Raw genomic sequence first — 20,070 nt, forward strand, 5'->3', positions numbered from 1 at the left:
GAGGTATAAAAAATGAAGTTTTTTCGACTTTTAACACCATTATTGTTGGCAATTGTAGCTGTTTTGTGCTTTGCACCAGCAGCTTGGGCATTTTGTGGATTTTATGTAGCCAAAGCTGATACAAAACTGTATAACAAAGCTTCTCAAGTGGCGATCGCGCGGGATGGCGATCGCACTATCCTAACAATGGCAAACGACTTTCAAGGCGAAGTCAAAGATTTTGCAATGGTAGTACCTGTGCCAACGGTGCTGCAAAAAGAACAAGTTCGCGTCACTGAACCCAAGATTATCGAGCGCCTAGATGCTTTTAGTGCGCCGCGATTGGTAGAATATTTTGACTCAGATCCTTGTGCCCCAGTTGAGGAAAGAGAGTTATCAGCAGCACCAGCACCAGCAGCCGCCAGAAGTGAGCCGGGGAGTGCAAGGGGCGATACTAGTTTGGGTGTGACGGTTGAAGCACGTTTCAACGTTGGCGAATACGACATCCTGATCCTCAGCGCGAAAGAATCTGGCGGACTGGAAACTTGGCTTAAACGCAATGGCTACAAAATCCCCAGAGGTGCGAAACAGTTACTTCAGCCTTATATTCGCTCCTCAATGAAATTCTTTGTTGCTAAAGTCAACTTGGATAAATTCGAGCAATCTGGCTACCAGTTTCTCCGTCCGCTACAAATTTCCTACCAATCGCCTAAATTCATGCTGCCAATTCGTTTAGGCATGATCAATGCTACGACAGAGCAAGATTTGATTGTCTACATCCTCTCGCCCCAAGGACAAGCAGAAATCACCAACTATCGGACGGTGAAAATTCCCTCCGACGCGAACATTCCCTTATTTGTCAAAGATGAATTTGGTGAATTTTACAAATCCATGTTTCAAACTATCTACACCAAAGAAGACAGGAAAGTTGGTTTTTTAGAATACGCTTGGGATATGGGTAGTTGCGATCCTTGTTCTGCTGAACCCCTGACTCCAGAAGAACTCAAGCAAGCAGGCGTATTTTGGCTAGATGATAATTCTACAAGTAATCTGCCAGTACCCCCCAGTTTTCGTCGTCCCTCTCCTAGAAGTAACGTCTTCATCTCTCGATTGCATGTTCGCTATACCCGCGACAAATTCCCTGAAGACTTGATATTTCAACAAACTGCTAACAGTGAATCTTTCCAAGGACGCTATGTTTTGCAACATCCGTTCCAAGGGGAACTAAAATGTCAGGCTGGTAGACAATATAAGCAGTCTTTACCCAAACGTTTTGAACAAGAGGCGCAAACTCTAGCTAAACTAACCAACTGGAAAATCCAAGATATTCGCAACAAAATGAAGTTGAGTGTAGGTAATCTGCAATATTCTTGGTGGGGAAATTTACTATCCTGGCTGGGATTATATTAAGGAGAGTGGAGAGTAAGATTAATTCAAAAAATCAAATCTGATAATTTCCTTTTCTTACTTTTTATCAACTGATAACTCTTAAGGGATTGTCGGAAATACTCTCCACAGAAACTCCTAAATTCTCAAATAAGCTAATATTAGTTATTAATACCGCTCCGTTTTTTCTGATTGAATAATCCAGACATACTTATTCCTGTCACCAGCAAACCAATCAATCCCAATCCATTAAAAATTGGGTAAACTGCTTCTAAATGGAAGATTTCTCCTGTATGAATTCTTAACAGCAAACTAGAAGAAATCCCAGTGCTAATTGGCCATTCTTTAACAATAGTTGTCAGCATTCCAGTCAATACAGTTAATATTAAAGGTAGACAAATTATGATGCCAATCGTGCGGTGATACTTGCGAAATGATCGTTTCATAGTCATCTTTCAGAAAGGTTATTATTTTTATACTAGTGGTTATGAAAATTAAGCGTTACTGAATTATGGGATGAATTAACCCAATATGGATCGAAATTTCAATGCTTACATCTGCCAATTTATCTTGCAAAGGAAGTAATACTTAAAATTGTTATCTATTATATAAAAAAATAGTCAATTTTCCGTCCTATGTTAAGTTTTTTCAAAAAATCACGTCTATTCACAACCTAGCTGAACTTTTCAAAAGACTGAAGCTGCCGCATCTACCAAAGTCCGTAAACAGTTTTGATAAAATTATATTTTGCTCCTGTGGCTTTGAGTTTTTGATATATGTTTTTCCACTTTGCAAACTTATTCTATAAATAAGTATAAGGTTAAGTGATATATTTATCTAGTAGAGACTAGCCGCATAAATATTGCTATTAATGCTGGCAAACAGCAGACTATTCACTTTTGTCAATTACAGCTTAATAATAAATCGAGGAGTTTTACAATGAAGCGTTTTCAACTAATGTCGAGCGTTGCAGGTATCAGCTTGCTAGCTTTGGTAGGCTGCAACAGTCCCGAACAACCTACTACCCAAACTACCCCAGCAGTGACTCCTAATGCTAGCGCAGCATCAGCCCCAGCGACAACATCCACTACAAGTAATAGTAGTTTATTAACTATCGTATCTAAAACTAAAGCCGCCGTTACATCTGGCAACTTTGTTCAAGCTAAAAAAGAATTTGACCAATTTGAGGATGCTTGGAAAGAAGTTGAAGACGGTATCAAAGTTAAATCTCCTAATAATTATGAAACTATAGAGACAAATATGGATCGAGTTACAGAAGAACTTAAAGCTTCTAAACCCCAAAAAGAAAAATTATTGACAACATTGCAGTCATTAGAAAAAACGATTACTGCTGTTTCAAAATCTTAAGGAAATGTGCATTCAAGTGTTTTTGAATGCATCGCTGTCTTCCCTACCCTGAATGTACTTATAGGGTAGGAATAAAAGCGGTAAATTGAGTGTATAACCAAGCTCTATGAGCAAACGTGGTGAGTTTGAGAACCCAAGCAACCAGAATATTAAGGCGCTCGATGTCTTAAAAATCTCCGTCGCTTTAGCCCGGAGAGTGTCAAATCTAAGTTCTATTTACTTCAGAACCTCAAATCTCCCAATAGTATATGCCCGTTGCCCACTTCCTTTTAAAAAAGATTCAGTATCTTAAGGAAAGGTAATTCTTCGGGTGTTGTTATACGCAATACTAAGATATTCTTGCTTTCTTCGCCAAGATTGTCATGGTTCAATTCGATGAACAGCTACGCCGCTTAGTTACAGAAGCCTGTGGACACCAACCTGGAAGCCCTCAGCGTCAGAAGCTGCTCACGCAAATTATTCGCTTGACAGCAAGTAGACTCTGGAGGGAACATACTCCCTACTATCAAGACGCACTACAACAAACTTGGTTGTATTTCTGTCGCAATGTTTGTGAAGGTTTGACAGGCCAAACCTACGATCCCAATTATGGCAGTGTGATCACTTGGCTGAATGCTTACCTAAAACGGAGACTACAAGACTTTTACCTTAACCAGAACCGAGAACAAGCCACAACAGTCCCTCTGAGAATTCGTCAGTCTACATTCGGTGGAATAAGTGAAACTATCGATCCTGTAGATAACCTACCGGCTAGCCCCCAAGCACCTCCGATTTTGGAAGACTTGGAGATATGGACGAAGACAGATTCGGATGGGGAACTGCGCGGTACTTACATTAAAGGACGTCCAGATGTGAATTGTCAGGTGTTAATTCTCAAACGCTTACCCCCAGAAGTTAGCTGGAAAGATTTATCTGAGGAATTTGGGTTGTCAATTCCGACGTTAAGCAGTTTTTATCAACGCCAATGTTTACCGCGTTTGCGTAAGTTTGCAGAATTGGAGGGATTATTATGATCGGTGCTGATAGCGAATAGCTAGGGTTGAGCCAGTGCTGAGTCAGAAGTAGTACTGATGAATCTTCCCACTTTCAGCTGAGGTATTCACTCCTCGGAATTAATTTTATGCCTAAGCCTAGTACCGCAAGGCGGAAGTCAAAAGTCAAAAGTCAAAAGTCAAAAGTCTTATGGAATGTGCTTTTTATGGATATTAAATGGTTGCTCTATTTACGCCGTGGTGTACTAGTTAATTTTACTTTTTACTCAGCACTATTTCGGTGGGTTTTTGTTTAAGGTTTGCGCTCGCTTTTTAACTATACTTTGCTAATCAAGTTTCACAGCGATCGCAATAAATAAGAAGATTGTGAAAGCTCAAAGATTGGTGAGGGATGGGAATGGTAACATTACCCTGTTAGCCTAATAGTTGATCCTATGTGTTTCTGGTTATCACCTACCTCTCGTCATGCTTATGGCTAAAACAACTAGGATTTTTGGTGCGAATTCTCTAAAGTTTAAAAGCAGGGGTCGGGAAACCGCAAGGACGCGCTGGCTCACCCCCCTAGCTCACTTTTTACGTTTGCCTTTGTACTTCTTGGTCGCTTTGCTATGCATTGTCGGTTCACCAGTGCTAGCAAAAGTTCCTAACTCAATCAATTCTTCATCCCAACTGCCAATAAACAGTCTGACATCGCTGGCTGTACCCACTGATGCCGCCTCACTCCTACAGCAGGGCAAAGTTTTATACAGTACTGGCAAATTTGCCAAAGCTGTAGAAGTGTTACAACAGGCTGTCCAAATATATAAGCAGCAAGGGGAGAACCTCACACTAGCAGTGACACTGAGTAATCTTTCCCTAGCTTACCAGCAACTCGGTACATGGAGTCAGGCGCAGCAGGCAATTACAGAAAGCTTAAATTTACTCCAAGGACTGGATAAAAACCAAAATCTGCCAATATTTGCCCAATCACTAGATATTCAAGGTCGTCTGCAATTGGCAATGGGACAGTCTGAGGCGGCTTTGGCAACTTGGCAGCAGACAGAAGAAATTTACAAACAAGCAGATGATAAAAGTGGTGTGGTGCGATCGCTAATCAATCAAGCACAGGCGTGGCGCACCCAAGGATTTTACCCGCGAGCGTTCAAAACACTCGATCGAATAAGTCAGACGTTAAAATCTCAACCCGATTCTATAGAAAAGACAGTGAGTTTGCGATCGCTCGGTGATGCCCTTTTGGTATTGGGCGATTTGAAAAAGTCACGCAAAGCATTAGAAGAAAGTCTGATAATTGCTCGAAATCTGCAATCAAGGGCTGATATTGGGGCTAGTCTGTTCAGCTTGGGAAATAATGCCCGTAAACAAAACCAAAAGGAACAGGCGATCGCCTATTATCAACAAACAGTCGCAGCATCTCCCTCACCTTTAACAAAAGTTCAAGCACAACTTAATCACCTGGGCCTACTGATTGAAGATAAAGAATGGGCAAAGGTTCAAACTCTTTTGCCGTCGATTGAGTCTTACCTCGACCAACTCCCTCTCAGCCGTGCGAGTATTTATGCTCAGGTTAACTTTTCACAAAGTTTGGCAAAAGTCAAGAGCGGTGTATTACAAGCGTCCAGTCAGAGTTTTTACTCAGGATTCAGTACAAAAGACTCAGCAAAGTTACTTGCTAGTGCCATCCAGCAATCCCGCAGTTTAGGGGACAAGCGGGCAGAGGCTTATGCTCTGAAGAGTTTAGGCGGCTTGTACGAAGAAACCAGACAGTGGTCAGAAGCGCAAGACTTGACCAGGCAAGGATTAGCTTTGGCACAGAGTAGCAATGCACCAGAAATTACCTATAGCTTGGAGTGGCAGTTAGGTAGATTGCTTTGGGCACAAAAAAATATTAATGGTGCGATCGCGGCTTATGATGCTGCTGTAGACACTCTTGAGTCTCTCCGCAGAGATTTAGTAGTAAATAAAGATGTCGTGAACCAGGATGTGCAATTTGACTTCCGGGACAGTGTAGAACCCGTCTACCGCCAGTCAGTAGAGTTACTGCTGCAATCTCAAACAGGAAAACCAAATGAAAAAATATTGGAGAAAGCACGCCAGCGGATTGAAGCACTCCAACTAGCAGAATTAGACGACTTCTTTCAGGAAGCTTGTCTGCAAGGTCAGAGAGTAGCCCTCGATCGAGTAGTAGACAAAGATAATACCAAGGCTGCCATCCTTTATCCAATTATTCTTCGTGACGAACTCCAGGTAATTGTCAAAATTCCTAAACAACCTCTGCAAAGCTACAGTACCAAAATTTCCCAAAAAGAAGTAGAGAAACTCTTAATAGAACTGCGAAGAAATCTTGTCGATCCAACTGCTACTAAGATCGTCCAAACCCAATCGCAAGAAGTTTACAACTGGCTGCTTAAACCCATTGAGTCACAATTGCAAAAAAGTGGTGTTGATACGTTAGTGTTCGTCTTAGATGGGCCATTACGCAATTTACCAATGGCAGCTCTCTACGATGGTAAACAATACTTGGTAGAGAAATATGCGATCGCCCTGAGCGTCGGTCTACAACTCCTCGACCCAAAACCGCTGGTAAAACAGCAGCTGAGAGCACTAACCGCAGGACTGACTCAGCCGCCGCCAGGATTTTCCAAGTTTGCACCATTGCTAGCGATCAAATCTGAATTTGACGGTATTGCTAAAGCAGGAGTTTCGACAACCAGCCTACTTGATGGAGATTTTAAGAAAAAGAATTTGGAAAGTGAAATTGGTGGTGCTTCATTCAACATAGTGCATTTGGCAACCCACGGTCAGTTTAGTTCCCGCCTTGAAGAGACTTTTATTTTAGATTTCGATGGTCAGATCAATGTCAAAGATTTTGATACTCTCTTCCGCAGTCAGGGTAAAACCGTAGTAGAATTATTAGTCTTAAGTGCTTGCCAGACAGCAACAGGAGACAACCGTGCAGCACTCGGTCTAGCAGGAGCAGCTGTCCGAGCTGGGGCACGTAGTACCATAGCTTCCCTGTGGCAAATTGATGATGAATCAACAGCAATGTTTGTTAGTGCCTTCTATCGAGAACTCAAGAGTGGCAAAATCACCAAAGCCGAAGCAGTCCACCGTGCCCAGCTAAAACTACTGAAACATCCCAACTACAGATCGCCAAGCTTTTGGTCTGCCTATGTATTGATTGGTAATTGGTTGTGATTTGGCGAGCCAATCTTCCTAATTGATCGCTCAAATTGTACGCTCAAAATTTGCCAAACTATCTGCTAGTTGATAAGCCGCTTTTAGCAGCTTGAAGCTATCTTCATAGAAGTATAAATACTCAAAAGCTCTATCTCCCAGATCATTTGAATATACAATATTTTAATTTGATGGGATATTTTTACCTAATCCCCAGTCCCCAATTCTCTTTTTCCAGTATTCAATTTTGTGGCATAAATTTATTGAATGCGGGTGATATATACATAGCAGCATTGAACCCTATAAATTGACTTATGAATAACTCCACCTATCAGCTAGATGATTTCGCTTTAACATTGCCGATTTCCCAAACAGCTCGCATAACTGCCCAGCAATTTGCTAACCAGCAGCCAAATCTTGAAAAAGCAGAGCAAGTCCGGCTGAATACTTTAGCTGTATGGGTGGTGAATGACTACTTGCAGATGATGAATATTCCTACCGATCTTCAAGCTAGTGACAGTTGGAACCCGATCATGCGCCTTTGTGGGGATGTAGCTGATTTAGAATTGCCCTCAATTGGCCGTCTGGAGTGTCGCCCCGTGCCTTTGCATCAGCAGATATGTTCTATTCCTCCAGAAACTTGGCAAGAACGGGTGGGTTATTTAATAGTTCAATTTGATGAATCGCTCGAAGAAGCAAGGCTGCTTGGTTTTATCCCTAGTGTGGCAACTGAAACACTGCCTTTAGCGCAACTGCAACCATTGGAAGCGTTTATTGACCACATCTGGCAACTGCGCCAATCCCCAGTTAATTCATTAGTGAATTTGAGTCAGTGGTTTGCTGGTATATTTGAGACTGGCTGGGAGACTATTGAATCGCTGTGGAACGTGCCAGAACTCAGGCCAACTTATGCCTTTCGCAGTATTGAAACTTTGGAATTAGATACTCTCAAACAACCAGAATCAATTACTAAACGGGCAAAAGTGATTGATTTAGGTATCCAAATTCTCAACCAACCTGTGATGTTGATTGTGGAAATCAGCCCCGAAAAAGATCAACAAACTAGTATTCATCTCCAATTGCACGCCACTGGAAATCAAATCTACTTACCACCAGGAGTTCATCTCACTGTTATAGATAGTTCAGGAGCAATATTTCTCGACGCTCAATCTAGAAAATTAGACAACTATATTCAGTTGCAGTTTCGTGGTGAACCTACAGAGCAATTTAGCGTTAGGGTAGCCTTGGATAATACCAGTATTACCGAATATTTCCGAATTTGAAATATGTAGCTATCTTCCTTCTTTGTTGGTAATTTATTAAGTGATAATTCATTAATTAAAAATTAAAAATCCAAGCCAGCTTTTGGGGATTTTGAAAAAAATCTGTAGACGCTTGTGAAGCTTGTGATCGGACATTAGAACAGGGCACGATATTGCATGGGGAGATAGCGACGGTTATGGGTAAATTAGTGGCGATCAAATTTGGAGAGGGTAGTTTTGAGCAGGGGTTTGCTGTCACCCTCCAAATAGGTGAAGAACACGAGCGTGCTACAACCGAAATCACCGGGAGGCTACCTTCATTCCCGGAAATGCCGCTCTATTATAGTCATTGGCAGTCTAGTTATCGGCAGATAGGCAATCGTTATCGCCTCCATGCTGACCAAATGCAGGTGACGAATGTATCGATGGTTCAAGACTGCGAAAACGCTTCTCATATTTTGCGGGCACGCTTTAATACCTGGCTGCGAGCAGAGGAGTTTCGCCCTTTGAGGGAAAAATGGTTAGAAAGATTATCGTCCAGCGACGAAGTAAGGGTGATTTTGCAAACAGAAAATAGCCAATTGCAGCTATTACCCTGGCATCTGTGGGACTTGTTAGAACGCTATCCCAAAGCTGAAATTGCCCTTTCTTCACCATCCTACGATCGCATTCACAAGCCACGCACTCTTAATCAATTAGTCAATATTTTGGCAATTGTGGGCAATAGTAAGGGGATTGACACCCAAGCCGATCAAGCTTTATTGCAACAGTGTAGTAACGCAGAGGTGAGCTTTTTGGTAGAACCACAACGTAAGGACTTGACTGAGCATCTCTGGGGAAAAAACTGGGATATTCTCTTCTTTGCTGGACACAGTTCCAGTCAGAAAAATGGAGAAAGCGGACGAATTTACCTAAATAGAACTGATAGTCTTACCATTGGCGAGTTAAAGTACGCTCTCAAAAAAGCTATTGAGAATGGTTTGCAATTAGCTATATTCAACTCCTGTGATGGATTGGGTTTGGCGCGAGAATTAGCTGATTTGCAAATTCCTCAAATGATTGTCATGCGCGAACCCGTCCCAGATCAGGTTGCGAAGGAGTTTTTAAAGTATTTTCTCCAAGGCTTTGCCGGTGGCGAGTCTTTATATCAAGCGGTACGCCAAGCGCGAGAACGCTTGCAAGGACTTGAGGATAGATTTCCTTGTGCAACTTGGCTACCAGTAATTTGCCAAAATCCGGCGCAGATACCACCGACTTGGGATGAATTAAGGTCTGCAAAATCTGAGGATGAAGATAAAGCAAATTTACCTTTGTCTAACAGACGCAGATTTAAAAGAACTTTGTTATCCAGCTTGGCAGTTACAGTCTTGGTTTGTGGCGTGAGATTGCTGGGATTGCTAGAAAATCCAGAGATTCAAGCCTTTGACCTAATGATGCGATCGCGTCCCGCAGAAGGACTCGATCCCCGACTGTTAATAATCACAATTGACGATGAGGATCTGGCGACTCAAAGACAAAATGGCGAGTCCTTGATCGGAGCTTCTATTTCCGAAAAATCTCTGAATAAACTCTTAGCAAAACTGAATCAATACCAACCCCGTGCGATCGGCTTGGATATCTACCGTGATTTTAAAGCCACACAACCAGATTTAATTACTCGTCTCCAGCAAACTCAAAACTTGGTTGGCGTATGTAAGGGGAGCGATGGCACAGAAAAAATTAAAGGTACTGAGCCACCGCCAGAAATCCCCCCAGGAAATCTGGGATTCAGTGACTTTATTTACGATCGCGATGGAGTTATTCGTCGACATCTTCTGTTCATGAATCAGGAGACGACATCATTGTGTTCTGCTCCATATTCCTTCAGTTTACAGCTAGCATCCCTTTATTTGCGCCCTTTAGGAGTTCAAACAAAGTTCACCCGTGAAGGAAATTTGCAGTTGGGTAAAACTATTTTTCCGAATCTGAAGTCTCGTACTAATGGCTATCAAAATATTGATGCTAATGGCGGTCAAATCTTACTCAACTATCGTTCTTCAAAAGAAATAGCCGAACAGGTAAAGCTAACGCAATTTTTATCTAGTCCCATTAACCCCAACGCCATCAAAGACCGGATTGTTCTGATTGGTGTAACTGCAAAGGGGGATTCTCCAGACACCTGGCCTACACCTTATGGCATTCCTTTAGATGAGCAAATGCCAGGAGTACTGGTACAAGCTCACATGGTCAGCCAGATCCTTGGTGCAGTCCAAGATGGGCGGCCGTTGCTGCGAGCTTGGTCATGGTGGGCAGAGGTCGCCTGGATTTGGGGCTGGTCTTTGATTGGGGGAGTCCTGGTTTGGCGCAAGCTTTCCTTACCCTGGTTGGCATTGGCAATCGGTGTTACTTCTAGCGTTTTGTATGTAGTTTGCTTGGGTCTGTTAATTTCAGGTGCTTGGGTACCTTTTGTACCGTCGGCTTTATCGCTTGTAGCTATGGCGAGTTTGATGTCAATTTATAATCATTCAAAAATAAAAGTCCGGGCGGGGAATCGGGAGCTAAAGGAGATAAAGCAGAATAACTAATGTCTAATGTCCAATCTAAAATCTAAAATCCTATGAGGTCAGGTTTCTATGAATTTAAATTCACAACTGATAAAACTGTTTTTAGTAGTAGCTTTTAGTTGTACAAGTTTATTAGTTAGCCTGACTCCAATACTGGCAAAACCAACTCCTAATCGCTCTGACGCTAAAACAACCCTTGCTCAAGCCACAACTTTTACTCAACCTCCAATTCCACCTGGCTCACCTCCTGGAGGTCGTGTTCGTGGTGGAGCAAAGCGCGGGGGGCCTAGTGGATGTCCTTCACCTAAAATTGACTTGACTGCTTTAGTACCCTTTACTCAGGAAGCTAACTCTGTAATTAATGTCTGCTCATATCTTGCACCTGGAAATAGTAATGTCAATTCCATGACTAAGTGCTAAGGGCCGAAGCCGTTCAATGTCTAGTAGCAATAAAGACAAGACTAAATGAGGTAAAAAAGTAGATAGTGCAAGGAAAGCAGCTTGACCCCAGTCTAAAGAATCAGGGAAACAGGATGAAAGATACGTCCAATATGCTAATAAATAGGCAGTAATAGACAAGACTAACCAACGATAAATTCCTAAAAGAGTACCTTGTCCAAATCTATCTAAACCAAAGCGATATTTAGCAGTTTTAAACCAACCTTCAATTTTCCAACGGCGTTTACCCCACCAGGAAATAGTACTGGCTTTAAGAGGTTGTGTAGAGATAACATATCTTTTAACAAACTGACCATTATCGCGTTTGAAGTAATACCAAGAAAGAGTAACAGGGAAATCTAATCCAACAAGTCGGACTTGTTGTCCTCGACGATGTAGAAGTTTAACTGGATAACCATTAACCAACTTGCGATTACAACCAATACCAATAACAGCATGATATTTTAGTTTCCGAAGATTGTTGATAAAATCCTTAGTACCAAAAGCAGTATCAGCGAGAATTTTTACCCGAAATCGTTTGGTTAAATCTTTGGGTAAATGACGTACCATTCGTAATGCTATTTGAGACGGACTAGCCGTCCCTTTACCTCTCCAGACACGAAAATTCCAGGGTATACGCCATTGTCCAACTACCAAATATAAAACTACTATATGCAAGCCTCGTTTCCCGTTGTAAACGGTTATTAGATTTTTAAATGCTTTAAATTGACCACATTTCTCTAAAGTTGTCAGGTCAATTATTACTTGTAGAAACGCTTTTCTTCCCAATGGACAATGACTGTTAACTTGCTCAATTGCCTGTTGGCGAAGATGGCGAATTAGCTTGCGAGTAGGCCATTTATAGGTATTCAAAAATCTACTTAAAGCACTTTCAGATTTGGATTTACTGTAGTGTGGCAAAGGTTTTCCGTCTGCTGCTAGAAACAGCCCTAACATTGCTTCCAAGTTGCCTCGTTGATAACGGCTAGGCATCAATGCCAGAATCGTATACATTAGGGTATGGGCGTGGGCAAGAATGGTTTCCATATTTCTTGCTGTTATTTATGTTATCTACGCCCTTTTCTCTCATTTTTTACGAACATATAAAAATATCTTTATGCAGATGACATTATTCCCATCTTTGTATATGTCATTTGTATATATTTTGATACTAAATGTAGTTTATTATACTAATGCAAAACGTAGAAGCTCAATTTTTAGATGTTACTTTTATTTTCTTGTTATTGACTAATACTGAGAGTTTTTATCAGGTGCAAGATATGAGTCTGGGCACAAACAACAGTAGAACATCCAAGTTGGTTTTTCTATGTGCCATATACTAAAGATTCGCCATATACAGTTGAATTTGTGCTGCAATATCTAGACGATAACGAGGTATACAAAAAAGCGATCGCTCTACCGGATAAGCCCGGAATCGTCCGCGTTTCTTTGCCTAGCACTGCTCCCACTTTAGCAGTAGGTCAACAATACCGCTGGTTTTTCACCATTAACTGTGACAAGCAACAGAATGCTCCCCTAACTTTTGTTGAAGGGGTAATAAAACGAGTTAACCTCAGTCAAGCAACAGTCAAAGAACTAGAAACGGCAGAACCTCTAAAGCGCTATGCTATCTATGCCCAAAATGGGATATGGTACGAGGCGCTGACGACGTTGGCTGAACTACGTCAAAAAAATCCTCAAGATGCAGCACAGAAAGCAGAGTGGCGAAATTTATTAGGTAGCATCCGTTTAGATGATGTTGCCGAAGAACCCATTCTTCCAGGAACACCTTAAACTAGGAAAATAATGTTTAGTTAAGCCAATATTTGATAGTAGAGACGTTGCAATACAACATCTCTACAGAGGTGTTGTTTAGTTTGCAGCAGCACTCACTAAACCATTGTGCCTAAGCAAAGCGATCGTACTTGGTTCACGACCCCGGAAAGTTTTAAACACCTCCATTGGATGCTTGCTACCACCGAGTGCTAGCACCGTATCCCGATAACGCCGACCTGTAGCTTTTATCGCTTCTTCATTTTCTAGCCCAGCTTCTTCAAAAGCGGCAAAAGCATCAGCACTCAGTACTTCAGCCCATTTGTAACTGTAGTAACCTGCTGCATAACCACCCTCAAAGATGTGCCCAAAAGAACATAATACTGAATCTTCTGGAAGTGGTGGTAAGACAGTAGTAGTCTTGGCTATACGATGACGTACATCTGCTGGAGTTTCATTGCTACCGGAACGATAGCGGTAGTGTAGTTCTAAATCAACACTGCTAAGGTGAATTTGCCGTAACATACCAGTACCACTCATATAATTACGCGCCGCTAGCAGCTTTTGATAATAATGCTCTGGTAGAGCTTCTCCAGTTTCGTAATGTTTCGCCATGCCAAACAAAGTGGGTCGCTCATAACACCAGTTTTCCATAAACTGACTGGGCAGTTCCACTGCATCCCATTCCACATTATTGATGCCTGCGGCTCCAGCATAGTCAACCTTGGTGAGCATGTGGTGCAATCCATGACCAAACTCGTGGAACAAAGTCTCTACTTCATAGAAAGTCATCAAACTCGGCTTGCCATCTACTGGAGGAGTTTGGTTGCATATCAAATAAGCCACAGGCAACTGGATGGCAGCACCATTTTCAGTTTTGGCACGATTGATGCATACATCCATCCAAGCACCACCGCGTTTTTCTGCTGGACGGCTATAGGGGTCTAAGTAGAAGTAAGCGATGGGAGAACCAGTTTCATCGGCTATTTGAAAATAACGCACATCCTCATGCCATACTGGGGCTTTACCATCGGCAGGGGTTACTGTAACACCAAATAACCGCTTAACAAGTCCAAATAAGCCATCTAGCACTTGGGGAAGGGGAAAGTAGGGACGTAATTCTTCAGCGGTAAAGGCAAATTTTACTTCTCGTTGGCGTTCTGCCCAAAAGCTGATGTCCCAATGTTTTAAATCTTGATATTCTTCTCCATAAGATGCAGCAAAAGCTTGGAGTTCTTTTAAGTCTTTGACAGCAGCATCATAACTGGCCTGGCGTAGTTCTTCTAATAATGCTTCGACTGCCTCAACATTAGGAGCCATTTTACTTGCAAGGCTCAACTCGGCAAAACTCTTAAAGCCAAGTATATCTGCAAGTTCTTGCCGTAACTCGAAAATACGCACAATTAACGGGTTATTATCTAAATCGCCACTAGAAGCACGGGTGATATGAGCTTTGTAGAGCTTTTGGCGCAAATCTCGACGGGTGCTGTGCTGCATAAAAGGGCCGTAACTGGGAAAGTCTAAAGTAATACGCCAAGGGCCATTTTCTGGTGTGGCGTTCTCTTCTCCAGCTGCTCGTGCAGCTTGGGCGGCTAAACTCACCAAACTTGGTGGTAAACCGTCAATTTCGGCTTTTGTTGTCAGGGTTAAGCTAAAGGCTTTCGTAGCATCAAGTACATGATTAGAGAATTTAGTAGAAAGTTCTGCCAACTCCATCTGAATGGCATTGAAACGGTCTCTTACCTCTCCTTTTAAGCCAACACCAGAAAGTTCTGCATCTCGAATGGCGGCTTCCACAATGCGCTGTTGGGCTAATTCTAAAGTTGCCCAACTATCACTGCTACGGAGTGCCTTAAAAGCATTGTAGATGGGTTGGCTTTGACCGAGTTTGTTGATAAATTGTACAACTAGTGGCTGTACGATTTCATGAGCTTCGCGCAGTTCCGGGCTATTTTTAACACCCATTAAATGATTTACCGCTCCCCAACTCCAGGTAAGCCGTTCTGTCAGCTTTTCTAAGGGTTCTACTAAACCACTCCAAGTCGGCTGTACGCTAGTCTCTAAGGTGGCAAGTTGCCGATCGAGTTCTGCTAGCAACTGATTAAAGGCTGGTACTACTCGTTCTGGTTTAATTTCTGCAAAGGGGGGTAAACCAGTGCCTTGGAGTAAGGGATTATCGGAAATAATGGTACTTGCACTCATGGTTTTGTGTGAACTGCGAACGAAAAAAAATCACTGTTGATTTTTATTTATATATCTTCTAATGTAACGATCGCTGTGCTATTTAGTATTGCCATTGTGGCAAAAAGGTAAAAAAAACGATAATTCCTCACAAAAGTATGCCGATAGGACTATTTTGTTTAGTTTATGAAGTTGCGATCGCACATCGTCGGTGCTTCACATCGGGAACAGAGTGCATTCACCTACCTCAACCTGACCTTTTGGCGATCGCCAAAAGACACGAGCGTGTAATATGTCAAACAGCTAAGTCCGTCAGCATGGGCGTTGCCTGGAAAGCGCAGTTTCAGCCCAAGAATTGCACGTTTTCAAGGCGGGGAAGCGTACAAATTAACTGAGCGTCAGCGAGTGTCCTTACCAAACCAAAAAGGAAGCTTCATATTTCCATATTTATGATATTATTTGGCAACTCATCTTTTTACTCGTAAAATCGAAGACAAGATCAAGGTCAGTAGAAAAGAGTCCCTAAATTAATGAATACGTTAATCAGTCAGGGTGGAAGAGCTATCACTAAATTTCAGGTGGTAGACCGGATAAACGATATCGCTTGGCAAGCTCACCAAGGCAGCGTTGCAGCGATTATTCAGCTATTGAACGAAAAGCTAGCCCAGTCTTGTGTCAGAACTAGAGCCATTTTTTCTGATGGTGTCTTACAAATTCTCTGCGAGGCAGCTAGAGTAGAGCAACTAGAGCAATCTCCCCTAGTAGAACAAATCCAGCAAATTCTTGAGTCTATCGCCCCGCGTCACATTCGCCGCGTCAAGATCAACAGTCGGATTGTTCGAGAACAACAATTGCTGTGGTTAAAAGAAATAGATAGCGATCGCGAGAATCAATTGCTTTGGTCGCAGGAAATTACATTAATTCAGCCCAATATTGTAAAGCAATTAATTAAAGATATCACAGAAGCTCAAGCTGAATTAGGAAAACCAAATTATCCTAAAACTCAAGTCTCTCGTCCTTTAGTACTCATTAACAAAGAAAAATCCAAAAATAAATCTAAAACAAAGATATTAGCAGCAGCTGGTTTATGCTCGCTGTTGTTGCTTAGTTGGGTTGTTTATGCCCAGCTAGGTAATAAACTGAAAAATCTAATACAACCAGAAACTTCCAAATCTTTAACTACAGAAAATACTAACCACAGGAAAGCCCAAACACCATCTCGCTCTCCTAACAATAGCTTTTCTGAGCCATCTGACGATCCATTTCAAATATCTGTGCGAATTGCCAATCAAGCTTCTGCATCTGGGAAAACGGCTACAACCTCAACTCAGTGGTTAGAGATCGCTGCTAAGTGGCAACGGGCTTCAGATTTAATGAGTACTGTACCACAAACCCACAGCCGTTATCAAGAAGCTAAGATTCGTACTCAACTTTATAAAAAATACAGTGAGGCGGCACAAAAAGAAGCCGATAAGAGCAAATCTTAGTTTTTTCTGATTGGAAGAATTCGATTAGTGATTAGTATTCCAGCAGTAGGCAATGAATTATTTACTTTACTTATCACGTTTCATCCAAGCGCGTAAAACGAATTTCGATGGCTAAGGTTTTTCTTGGGGAATAGGAGCAAATTCCCCACTTGATAATATTAGTTGTACTACTGAATAGGCGCGAAAGGGTTTTAGATAACACATATTTAATTTCTGGATATGTTTAGAAAAAAATCGACTTTATTGTGAATAAAGTCGATTGAATCAAGCGAATTCATCCTGTGGTCAATCTAAAATTTAAAATCTAAAAGGTGTATATCCCCTAACTCAGGAGTTCTCCTGTTTCTTGCAGAGAGTGCAAGCGGCGGTAAATACCTTCGTGACGCAAGAGTTCATTGTGGCTACCCACTTCTACAATCTTTCCTTGCTCTAGAACGACAATTTTATCAGCTTCCCTGACTGTGCTTAAACGGTGGGCAATAACGATGGTGGTGCAAGTGCCCTGAATCGATCGCATCGCTAGCTGAATTGAACGCTCAGATTCATAATCTAAGCTAGAGGTGGCTTCGTCAAAAATCAGTACATCTGGTTCCACTAACAACGCCCTAGCAATTCCCAAGCGTTGTCTTTGTCCTCCAGATAGTCTGACACCTCGTTCTCCCACGACGGTGTAATAACCTTGTGGTAAATGCTGCACTACTTCATCGACTCTGGCAATCCTACAGGCTTCTTGAACCTGCTCCAAACTAGCATCTGGTCTGCCATAAGTCAGATTATCCAATATAGTACCGTTGAAAACGTCTACTTCTTGGTGAACGATCGCTAGCCTTCGTCTATATTTACCTACATTCAAAGTGCGAATATCTTGACCATCAATCAGAATTTGACCTGCTTGAGGTTCAAAATATCGCAGCAGTAATTTTACTAAAGTAGACTTACCAGAACCGGAACGCCCCACTAATGCGACTGTTTGGTATGGCTCAATCAACAAGCTGATATCTTGCAAAACTTGATGGTTGGCATCATATCCAAAACTGACGTGTGACAACTCAACTTTTCCAGTAAATTTATAAGGTGATTCTGTCTGGCTGCTCTCTTCTAAAAGACTATCTGAATCAGATGCAGTTGGCTCTTGGAGAAATTCGTGAAACCGCAGCATGGAAGAGTAACGACGGGCGAAAACTTCTGCCAAGTTAGTAATAGGTTCTAATTCGGCATAAGCCATGCTGGAAAGAGTTAAGGTCATGATAAAGTGACCGAGAGAAATTCTACCGTCTACTGTTGCTGCTAAAGTCAAACCCAGAATTGTAAACACACAAAACTGAATTACAGTCCTTTGCCAAGTACCCAGTTTCACATAACCTTTGTGGATGCGATAATCAACCACTATTAATTCACGATCTAGACGTTGCTTTTGCCGTTTCAGTTCCCTAGCTTCTGTAGCAAATGCTTTCACCGTTTTGATATTGGTGATCAGTTCAGAATTGTGGCTTTCGGTATTCTCTGCATATTTATTCAGACGACTTTCATACCTAATCAATTGCTGTAAATCCTTCAAGCTGAAGCTGAGAATAATTACAAAGGAAATTAGATATAAAATCGCAATTCGCCACTCAATCACCAAAATAAACACAAAAATTCCCAGTACACGAACCAGTTTAGGAATCAACTGTCCGGCGATTTCGGGATACGCCCAAGCGTGGTTCTCAACACCTCTAGCTACTCTTCCGGCGATGCGTCCGGGGTTATTTTCGTCATAAAATTCCAGTGGTAGAGTAAGAATTTTGGCGATGGCTGCTTCGGTTTTCTTTCGACGCGACCTGAAAGTTATATCCCAGTGAAACCAACCAGTTAACCAGGGCTGTGTTGGCGCTCTCACTACGGTGACAACGAAAATTAAACCCAGTAATACACTCAAAGATAGAGTTTTAGTAACTGGATAATTGGTGATGTCAGAAAAAGTTGCGATCGCACTTTGAAGTGGTTTATCCAAAGCTTGACCAGACAAAATGTTTAAAATCTGCCCGATCGCATAAGGAACAACCAAATCAATAATTTCGTAAATGCCGGATGCTGCGATACTAAAAACACTCAGCTTCCAATCAGAGCGAAAGTAATTGACAATATCTTGAAATTTGGCCATGATGCACACCGTCCAAGAGCGCGATCGTAAACTTGGAATTTGTATACTACAAACGCACTACAAAGTAGTCAAGAGCTAGATGACAAATCACTCTTTAGGAGTAGTTGGTAGTTCTTGAGGGAAAAATTCGAGGCGATAGCGGTAGAGAGCAACTGGTCGAGAATCAGCTTTAAAGTAATCTGGATCTTGGGGTGAAAGATAGACAGCAGTAACTTGATCTGCTTCAATCGCCGGATTGGATGTTGGAAGTTTATGATAAGCCGTAGTAGATTCTACAGAGTTGAAGTAGGGGCGTGAGCCACCTTTAAATAGTTGTTGAAACACTTCTGTGGTGATGAATTTACAATTAGAGGTAGTTTCTGTAGCACGTGCAGTCACAATGGAAACTAGTTGGCGACTGCTACGCAAGAACGTAATTTGACGATTAGGTGAATCTGGATCTACTTTGACTAATAACACTGCTTCATCCCCTAAATAAGCTCTTGCCAAATTCAAGCTATTAAATGCTCTATCTGCTACTAAAATTTGGGATTTGTAAGCTATCTGAGGAAGTATTTTTAACCCAGTAATAGATGATTGCCGTTTCACAAATCTTACTACAAAACTCACAGGCTGATTTAATTGTCGGCGATTACCTTCAAATCCTGGTGTTACAATCTCTGGTGCTAAAGGCGCAGCTAAATCTACTAAGGTACTTGTAACTTTCCAAGTACCAGCCATCCATTCAGGGTAAACTAAATCACCCGAAGCCGATTGCACTGAAGTTAGTTTTTCCCATTGGGGAAAATTTGCTAACCTTTGAGACAACTCTTCTGCAAAAGCTTCACCACCCCAGAATAGGAAAAAAACTAGCAAGCAAAAACTCCAAATTCCCTTCATTACAAGCATTAGCAGTTTTGTATTTAACGTTTATTATTTATCAATTAAAAATTAAGTAATTTTCTGTAAAAAATTAAAACTTTGTAGTGAGATAATTAGCCCTATCCCGAATTATAGTGACAGCATGACATTGGCATTAGGCATGATTGAAGTTTATGGCATTCCCACTGCTGTGGAAGTAGGAGATGCTATGTGTAAAGCTGCCCGTGTAACCCTTGTTGGTTATGAAAACACTGATTTGGGACGAATTACCGTGTTAATTCGAGGAGTTATAGGCGAGGTGAATGTGGCAGTAACAGCAGGATTAAAGGCTGTGCTGCGAGTTGATGGTGGCGAGGTACTTTCTAATCACATTATTCCCCGTCCACACGAAAATTTAGAATATATTTTACCGATTCATCGCAGCGTTAATATCGAGCAATTCAGTGCAGATATCCGATTTCCTCCACCCTTATCAGTTTAGCT

Annotated in this window: 15 protein-coding genes and 1 pseudogene; 11 read left to right on the forward strand and 5 right to left on the reverse strand. The window is 41.8% G+C overall.

Going from position 1 to position 20,070, the window contains the following annotated elements:
* The first annotated feature begins 12 nt into the window (after window positions 1–12).
* Complete coding sequence (locus NLP_RS13090; protein ID WP_104906771.1) at window positions 13–1,389, forward strand: DUF2330 domain-containing protein; 1,377 nt, start codon at window positions 13–15, stop codon at window positions 1,387–1,389.
* 137 nt (window positions 1,390–1,526) lie between these two features.
* Here NLP_RS13090 and NLP_RS13095 read toward each other — a convergent pair whose 3' ends face one another.
* Window positions 1,527–1,811, reverse strand: a complete 285-nt coding sequence (locus NLP_RS13095; protein ID WP_104906772.1) for a peptidase — start codon at window positions 1,809–1,811, stop codon at window positions 1,527–1,529.
* Window positions 1,812–2,304: 493 nt separating this feature from the next.
* Between NLP_RS13095 and NLP_RS13100 the strand changes: the two genes are divergently transcribed.
* From NLP_RS13100 to NLP_RS13130, 6 genes are all read left to right on the forward strand, one after another.
* Window positions 2,305–2,733 carry a DUF4363 domain-containing protein gene (locus NLP_RS13100; RefSeq protein ID WP_104906773.1) on the forward strand — a complete coding sequence of 143 codons (429 nt, stop codon included), beginning with the start codon at window positions 2,305–2,307 and terminating at the stop codon, window positions 2,731–2,733.
* Between the two features lie 362 nt (window positions 2,734–3,095).
* Complete coding sequence (locus NLP_RS13105; protein ID WP_104906774.1) at window positions 3,096–3,746, forward strand: hypothetical protein; 651 nt, start codon at window positions 3,096–3,098, stop codon at window positions 3,744–3,746.
* Between the two features lie 450 nt (window positions 3,747–4,196).
* The gene (locus tag NLP_RS13110; protein WP_442946651.1) at window positions 4,197–6,920 is read left to right on the forward strand and encodes a CHAT domain-containing protein; all 2,724 of its coding nucleotides are present in this window, start codon (window positions 4,197–4,199) and stop codon (window positions 6,918–6,920) included.
* A 293-nt stretch (window positions 6,921–7,213) separates the two neighbouring features.
* The gene (locus tag NLP_RS13120; RefSeq protein WP_104906776.1) at window positions 7,214–8,182 is read left to right on the forward strand and encodes a DUF1822 family protein; all 969 of its coding nucleotides are present in this window, start codon (window positions 7,214–7,216) and stop codon (window positions 8,180–8,182) included.
* A 176-nt stretch (window positions 8,183–8,358) separates the two neighbouring features.
* On the forward strand, window positions 8,359–10,725 hold the full coding sequence (locus tag NLP_RS13125) for a CHASE2 domain-containing protein (protein ID WP_104906777.1): 2,367 nt from the start codon (window positions 8,359–8,361) through the stop codon (window positions 10,723–10,725).
* A 48-nt stretch (window positions 10,726–10,773) separates the two neighbouring features.
* Window positions 10,774–11,124 (forward strand): hypothetical protein, encoded by a 351-nt coding sequence (locus tag NLP_RS13130; RefSeq protein ID WP_234017309.1) that lies wholly within the window; start codon window positions 10,774–10,776, stop codon window positions 11,122–11,124.
* Here NLP_RS13130 and NLP_RS13135 read toward each other — a convergent pair.
* On the reverse strand, window positions 11,074–12,189 hold the full coding sequence (locus NLP_RS13135; protein WP_104906701.1) for a transposase: 1,116 nt from the start codon (window positions 12,187–12,189) through the stop codon (window positions 11,074–11,076). The genes NLP_RS13130 and NLP_RS13135 overlap by 51 nt on opposite strands.
* A gap of 258 nt (window positions 12,190–12,447) precedes the next feature.
* On the opposite strand from NLP_RS13135, the pseudogene NLP_RS13140 reads away from it, so the two are divergent.
* A pseudogene (locus NLP_RS13140) lies at window positions 12,448–12,936 on the forward strand (DUF928 domain-containing protein); the annotation flags it as partial.
* A gap of 78 nt (window positions 12,937–13,014) precedes the next feature.
* On the opposite strand, the gene NLP_RS13145 reads toward NLP_RS13140, so the two are convergent.
* Window positions 13,015–15,117 (reverse strand): M3 family metallopeptidase, encoded by a 2,103-nt coding sequence (locus NLP_RS13145; protein ID WP_104906779.1) that lies wholly within the window; start codon window positions 15,115–15,117, stop codon window positions 13,015–13,017.
* Window positions 15,118–15,254: 137 nt separating this feature from the next.
* On the opposite strand from NLP_RS13145, the gene NLP_RS33110 reads away from it, so the two are divergent.
* Window positions 15,255–15,491 (forward strand): hypothetical protein, encoded by a 237-nt coding sequence (locus NLP_RS33110; RefSeq protein ID WP_158680362.1) that lies wholly within the window; start codon window positions 15,255–15,257, stop codon window positions 15,489–15,491.
* A gap of 135 nt (window positions 15,492–15,626) precedes the next feature.
* A complete protein-coding gene (locus NLP_RS13150) occupies window positions 15,627–16,583 on the forward strand; it encodes a hypothetical protein (RefSeq protein WP_104906780.1) in 957 nt (318 codons plus the stop codon).
* A 322-nt stretch (window positions 16,584–16,905) separates the two neighbouring features.
* Here the strand turns inward: NLP_RS13150 and NLP_RS13155 are convergent, their stop codons facing one another.
* Together NLP_RS13155 and NLP_RS13160 are read right to left on the reverse strand one after the other, a co-directional pair.
* On the reverse strand, window positions 16,906–18,726 hold the full coding sequence (locus NLP_RS13155; protein ID WP_104906781.1) for an ABC transporter ATP-binding protein: 1,821 nt from the start codon (window positions 18,724–18,726) through the stop codon (window positions 16,906–16,908).
* An 87-nt stretch (window positions 18,727–18,813) separates the two neighbouring features.
* Window positions 18,814–19,614 carry a DUF6816 family protein gene (locus NLP_RS13160; protein ID WP_104906782.1) on the reverse strand — a complete coding sequence of 267 codons (801 nt, stop codon included), beginning with the start codon at window positions 19,612–19,614 and terminating at the stop codon, window positions 18,814–18,816.
* Between the two features lie 115 nt (window positions 19,615–19,729).
* Here NLP_RS13160 and NLP_RS13165 point away from each other — a divergent pair, with 115 nt between their 5' ends.
* The gene (locus NLP_RS13165) at window positions 19,730–20,068 is read left to right on the forward strand and encodes a carbon dioxide-concentrating mechanism protein CcmK (RefSeq protein WP_104906783.1); all 339 of its coding nucleotides are present in this window, start codon (window positions 19,730–19,732) and stop codon (window positions 20,066–20,068) included.
* The last annotated feature ends 2 nt before the right edge of the window (window positions 20,069–20,070 follow it).

The sequence above is a fragment of the Nostoc sp. 'Lobaria pulmonaria (5183) cyanobiont' genome, from assembly GCF_002949795.1.
Taxonomy (GTDB): Bacteria; Cyanobacteriota; Cyanobacteriia; order Cyanobacteriales; family Nostocaceae; genus Nostoc.

Excerpts from the sequence above, each read along its gene's own strand:
- NLP_RS13090 (WP_104906771.1), top strand. The coding sequence starts at position 13 with ATGAAGTTTTTTCGACTTTTAACACCATTATTGTTGGCAATTGTAGCT.
- NLP_RS13145 (WP_104906779.1), bottom strand. The coding sequence starts at position 15,117 with ATGAGTGCAAGTACCATTATTTCCGATAATCCCTTACTCCAAGGCACT.
- NLP_RS13095 (WP_104906772.1), bottom strand. The coding sequence starts at position 1,811 with ATGAAACGATCATTTCGCAAGTATCACCGCACGATTGGCATCATAATT.
- NLP_RS13125 (WP_104906777.1), top strand. The coding sequence starts at position 8,359 with ATGGGTAAATTAGTGGCGATCAAATTTGGAGAGGGTAGTTTTGAGCAG.
- NLP_RS13135 (WP_104906701.1), bottom strand. The coding sequence starts at position 12,189 with ATGGAAACCATTCTTGCCCACGCCCATACCCTAATGTATACGATTCTG.
- NLP_RS13100 (WP_104906773.1), top strand. The coding sequence starts at position 2,305 with ATGAAGCGTTTTCAACTAATGTCGAGCGTTGCAGGTATCAGCTTGCTA.
- NLP_RS13105 (WP_104906774.1), top strand. The coding sequence starts at position 3,096 with ATGGTTCAATTCGATGAACAGCTACGCCGCTTAGTTACAGAAGCCTGT.
- NLP_RS13130 (WP_234017309.1), top strand. The coding sequence starts at position 10,774 with ATGAATTTAAATTCACAACTGATAAAACTGTTTTTAGTAGTAGCTTTT.
- NLP_RS13120 (WP_104906776.1), top strand. The coding sequence starts at position 7,214 with ATGAATAACTCCACCTATCAGCTAGATGATTTCGCTTTAACATTGCCG.
- NLP_RS13155 (WP_104906781.1), bottom strand. The coding sequence starts at position 18,726 with ATGGCCAAATTTCAAGATATTGTCAATTACTTTCGCTCTGATTGGAAG.
- NLP_RS13165 (WP_104906783.1), top strand. The coding sequence starts at position 19,730 with ATGACATTGGCATTAGGCATGATTGAAGTTTATGGCATTCCCACTGCT.
- NLP_RS13160 (WP_104906782.1), bottom strand. The coding sequence starts at position 19,614 with ATGCTTGTAATGAAGGGAATTTGGAGTTTTTGCTTGCTAGTTTTTTTC.
- NLP_RS13150 (WP_104906780.1), top strand. The coding sequence starts at position 15,627 with ATGAATACGTTAATCAGTCAGGGTGGAAGAGCTATCACTAAATTTCAG.
- NLP_RS13110 (WP_442946651.1), top strand. The coding sequence starts at position 4,197 with ATGGCTAAAACAACTAGGATTTTTGGTGCGAATTCTCTAAAGTTTAAA.
- NLP_RS33110 (WP_158680362.1), top strand. The coding sequence starts at position 15,255 with ATGCCGATAGGACTATTTTGTTTAGTTTATGAAGTTGCGATCGCACAT.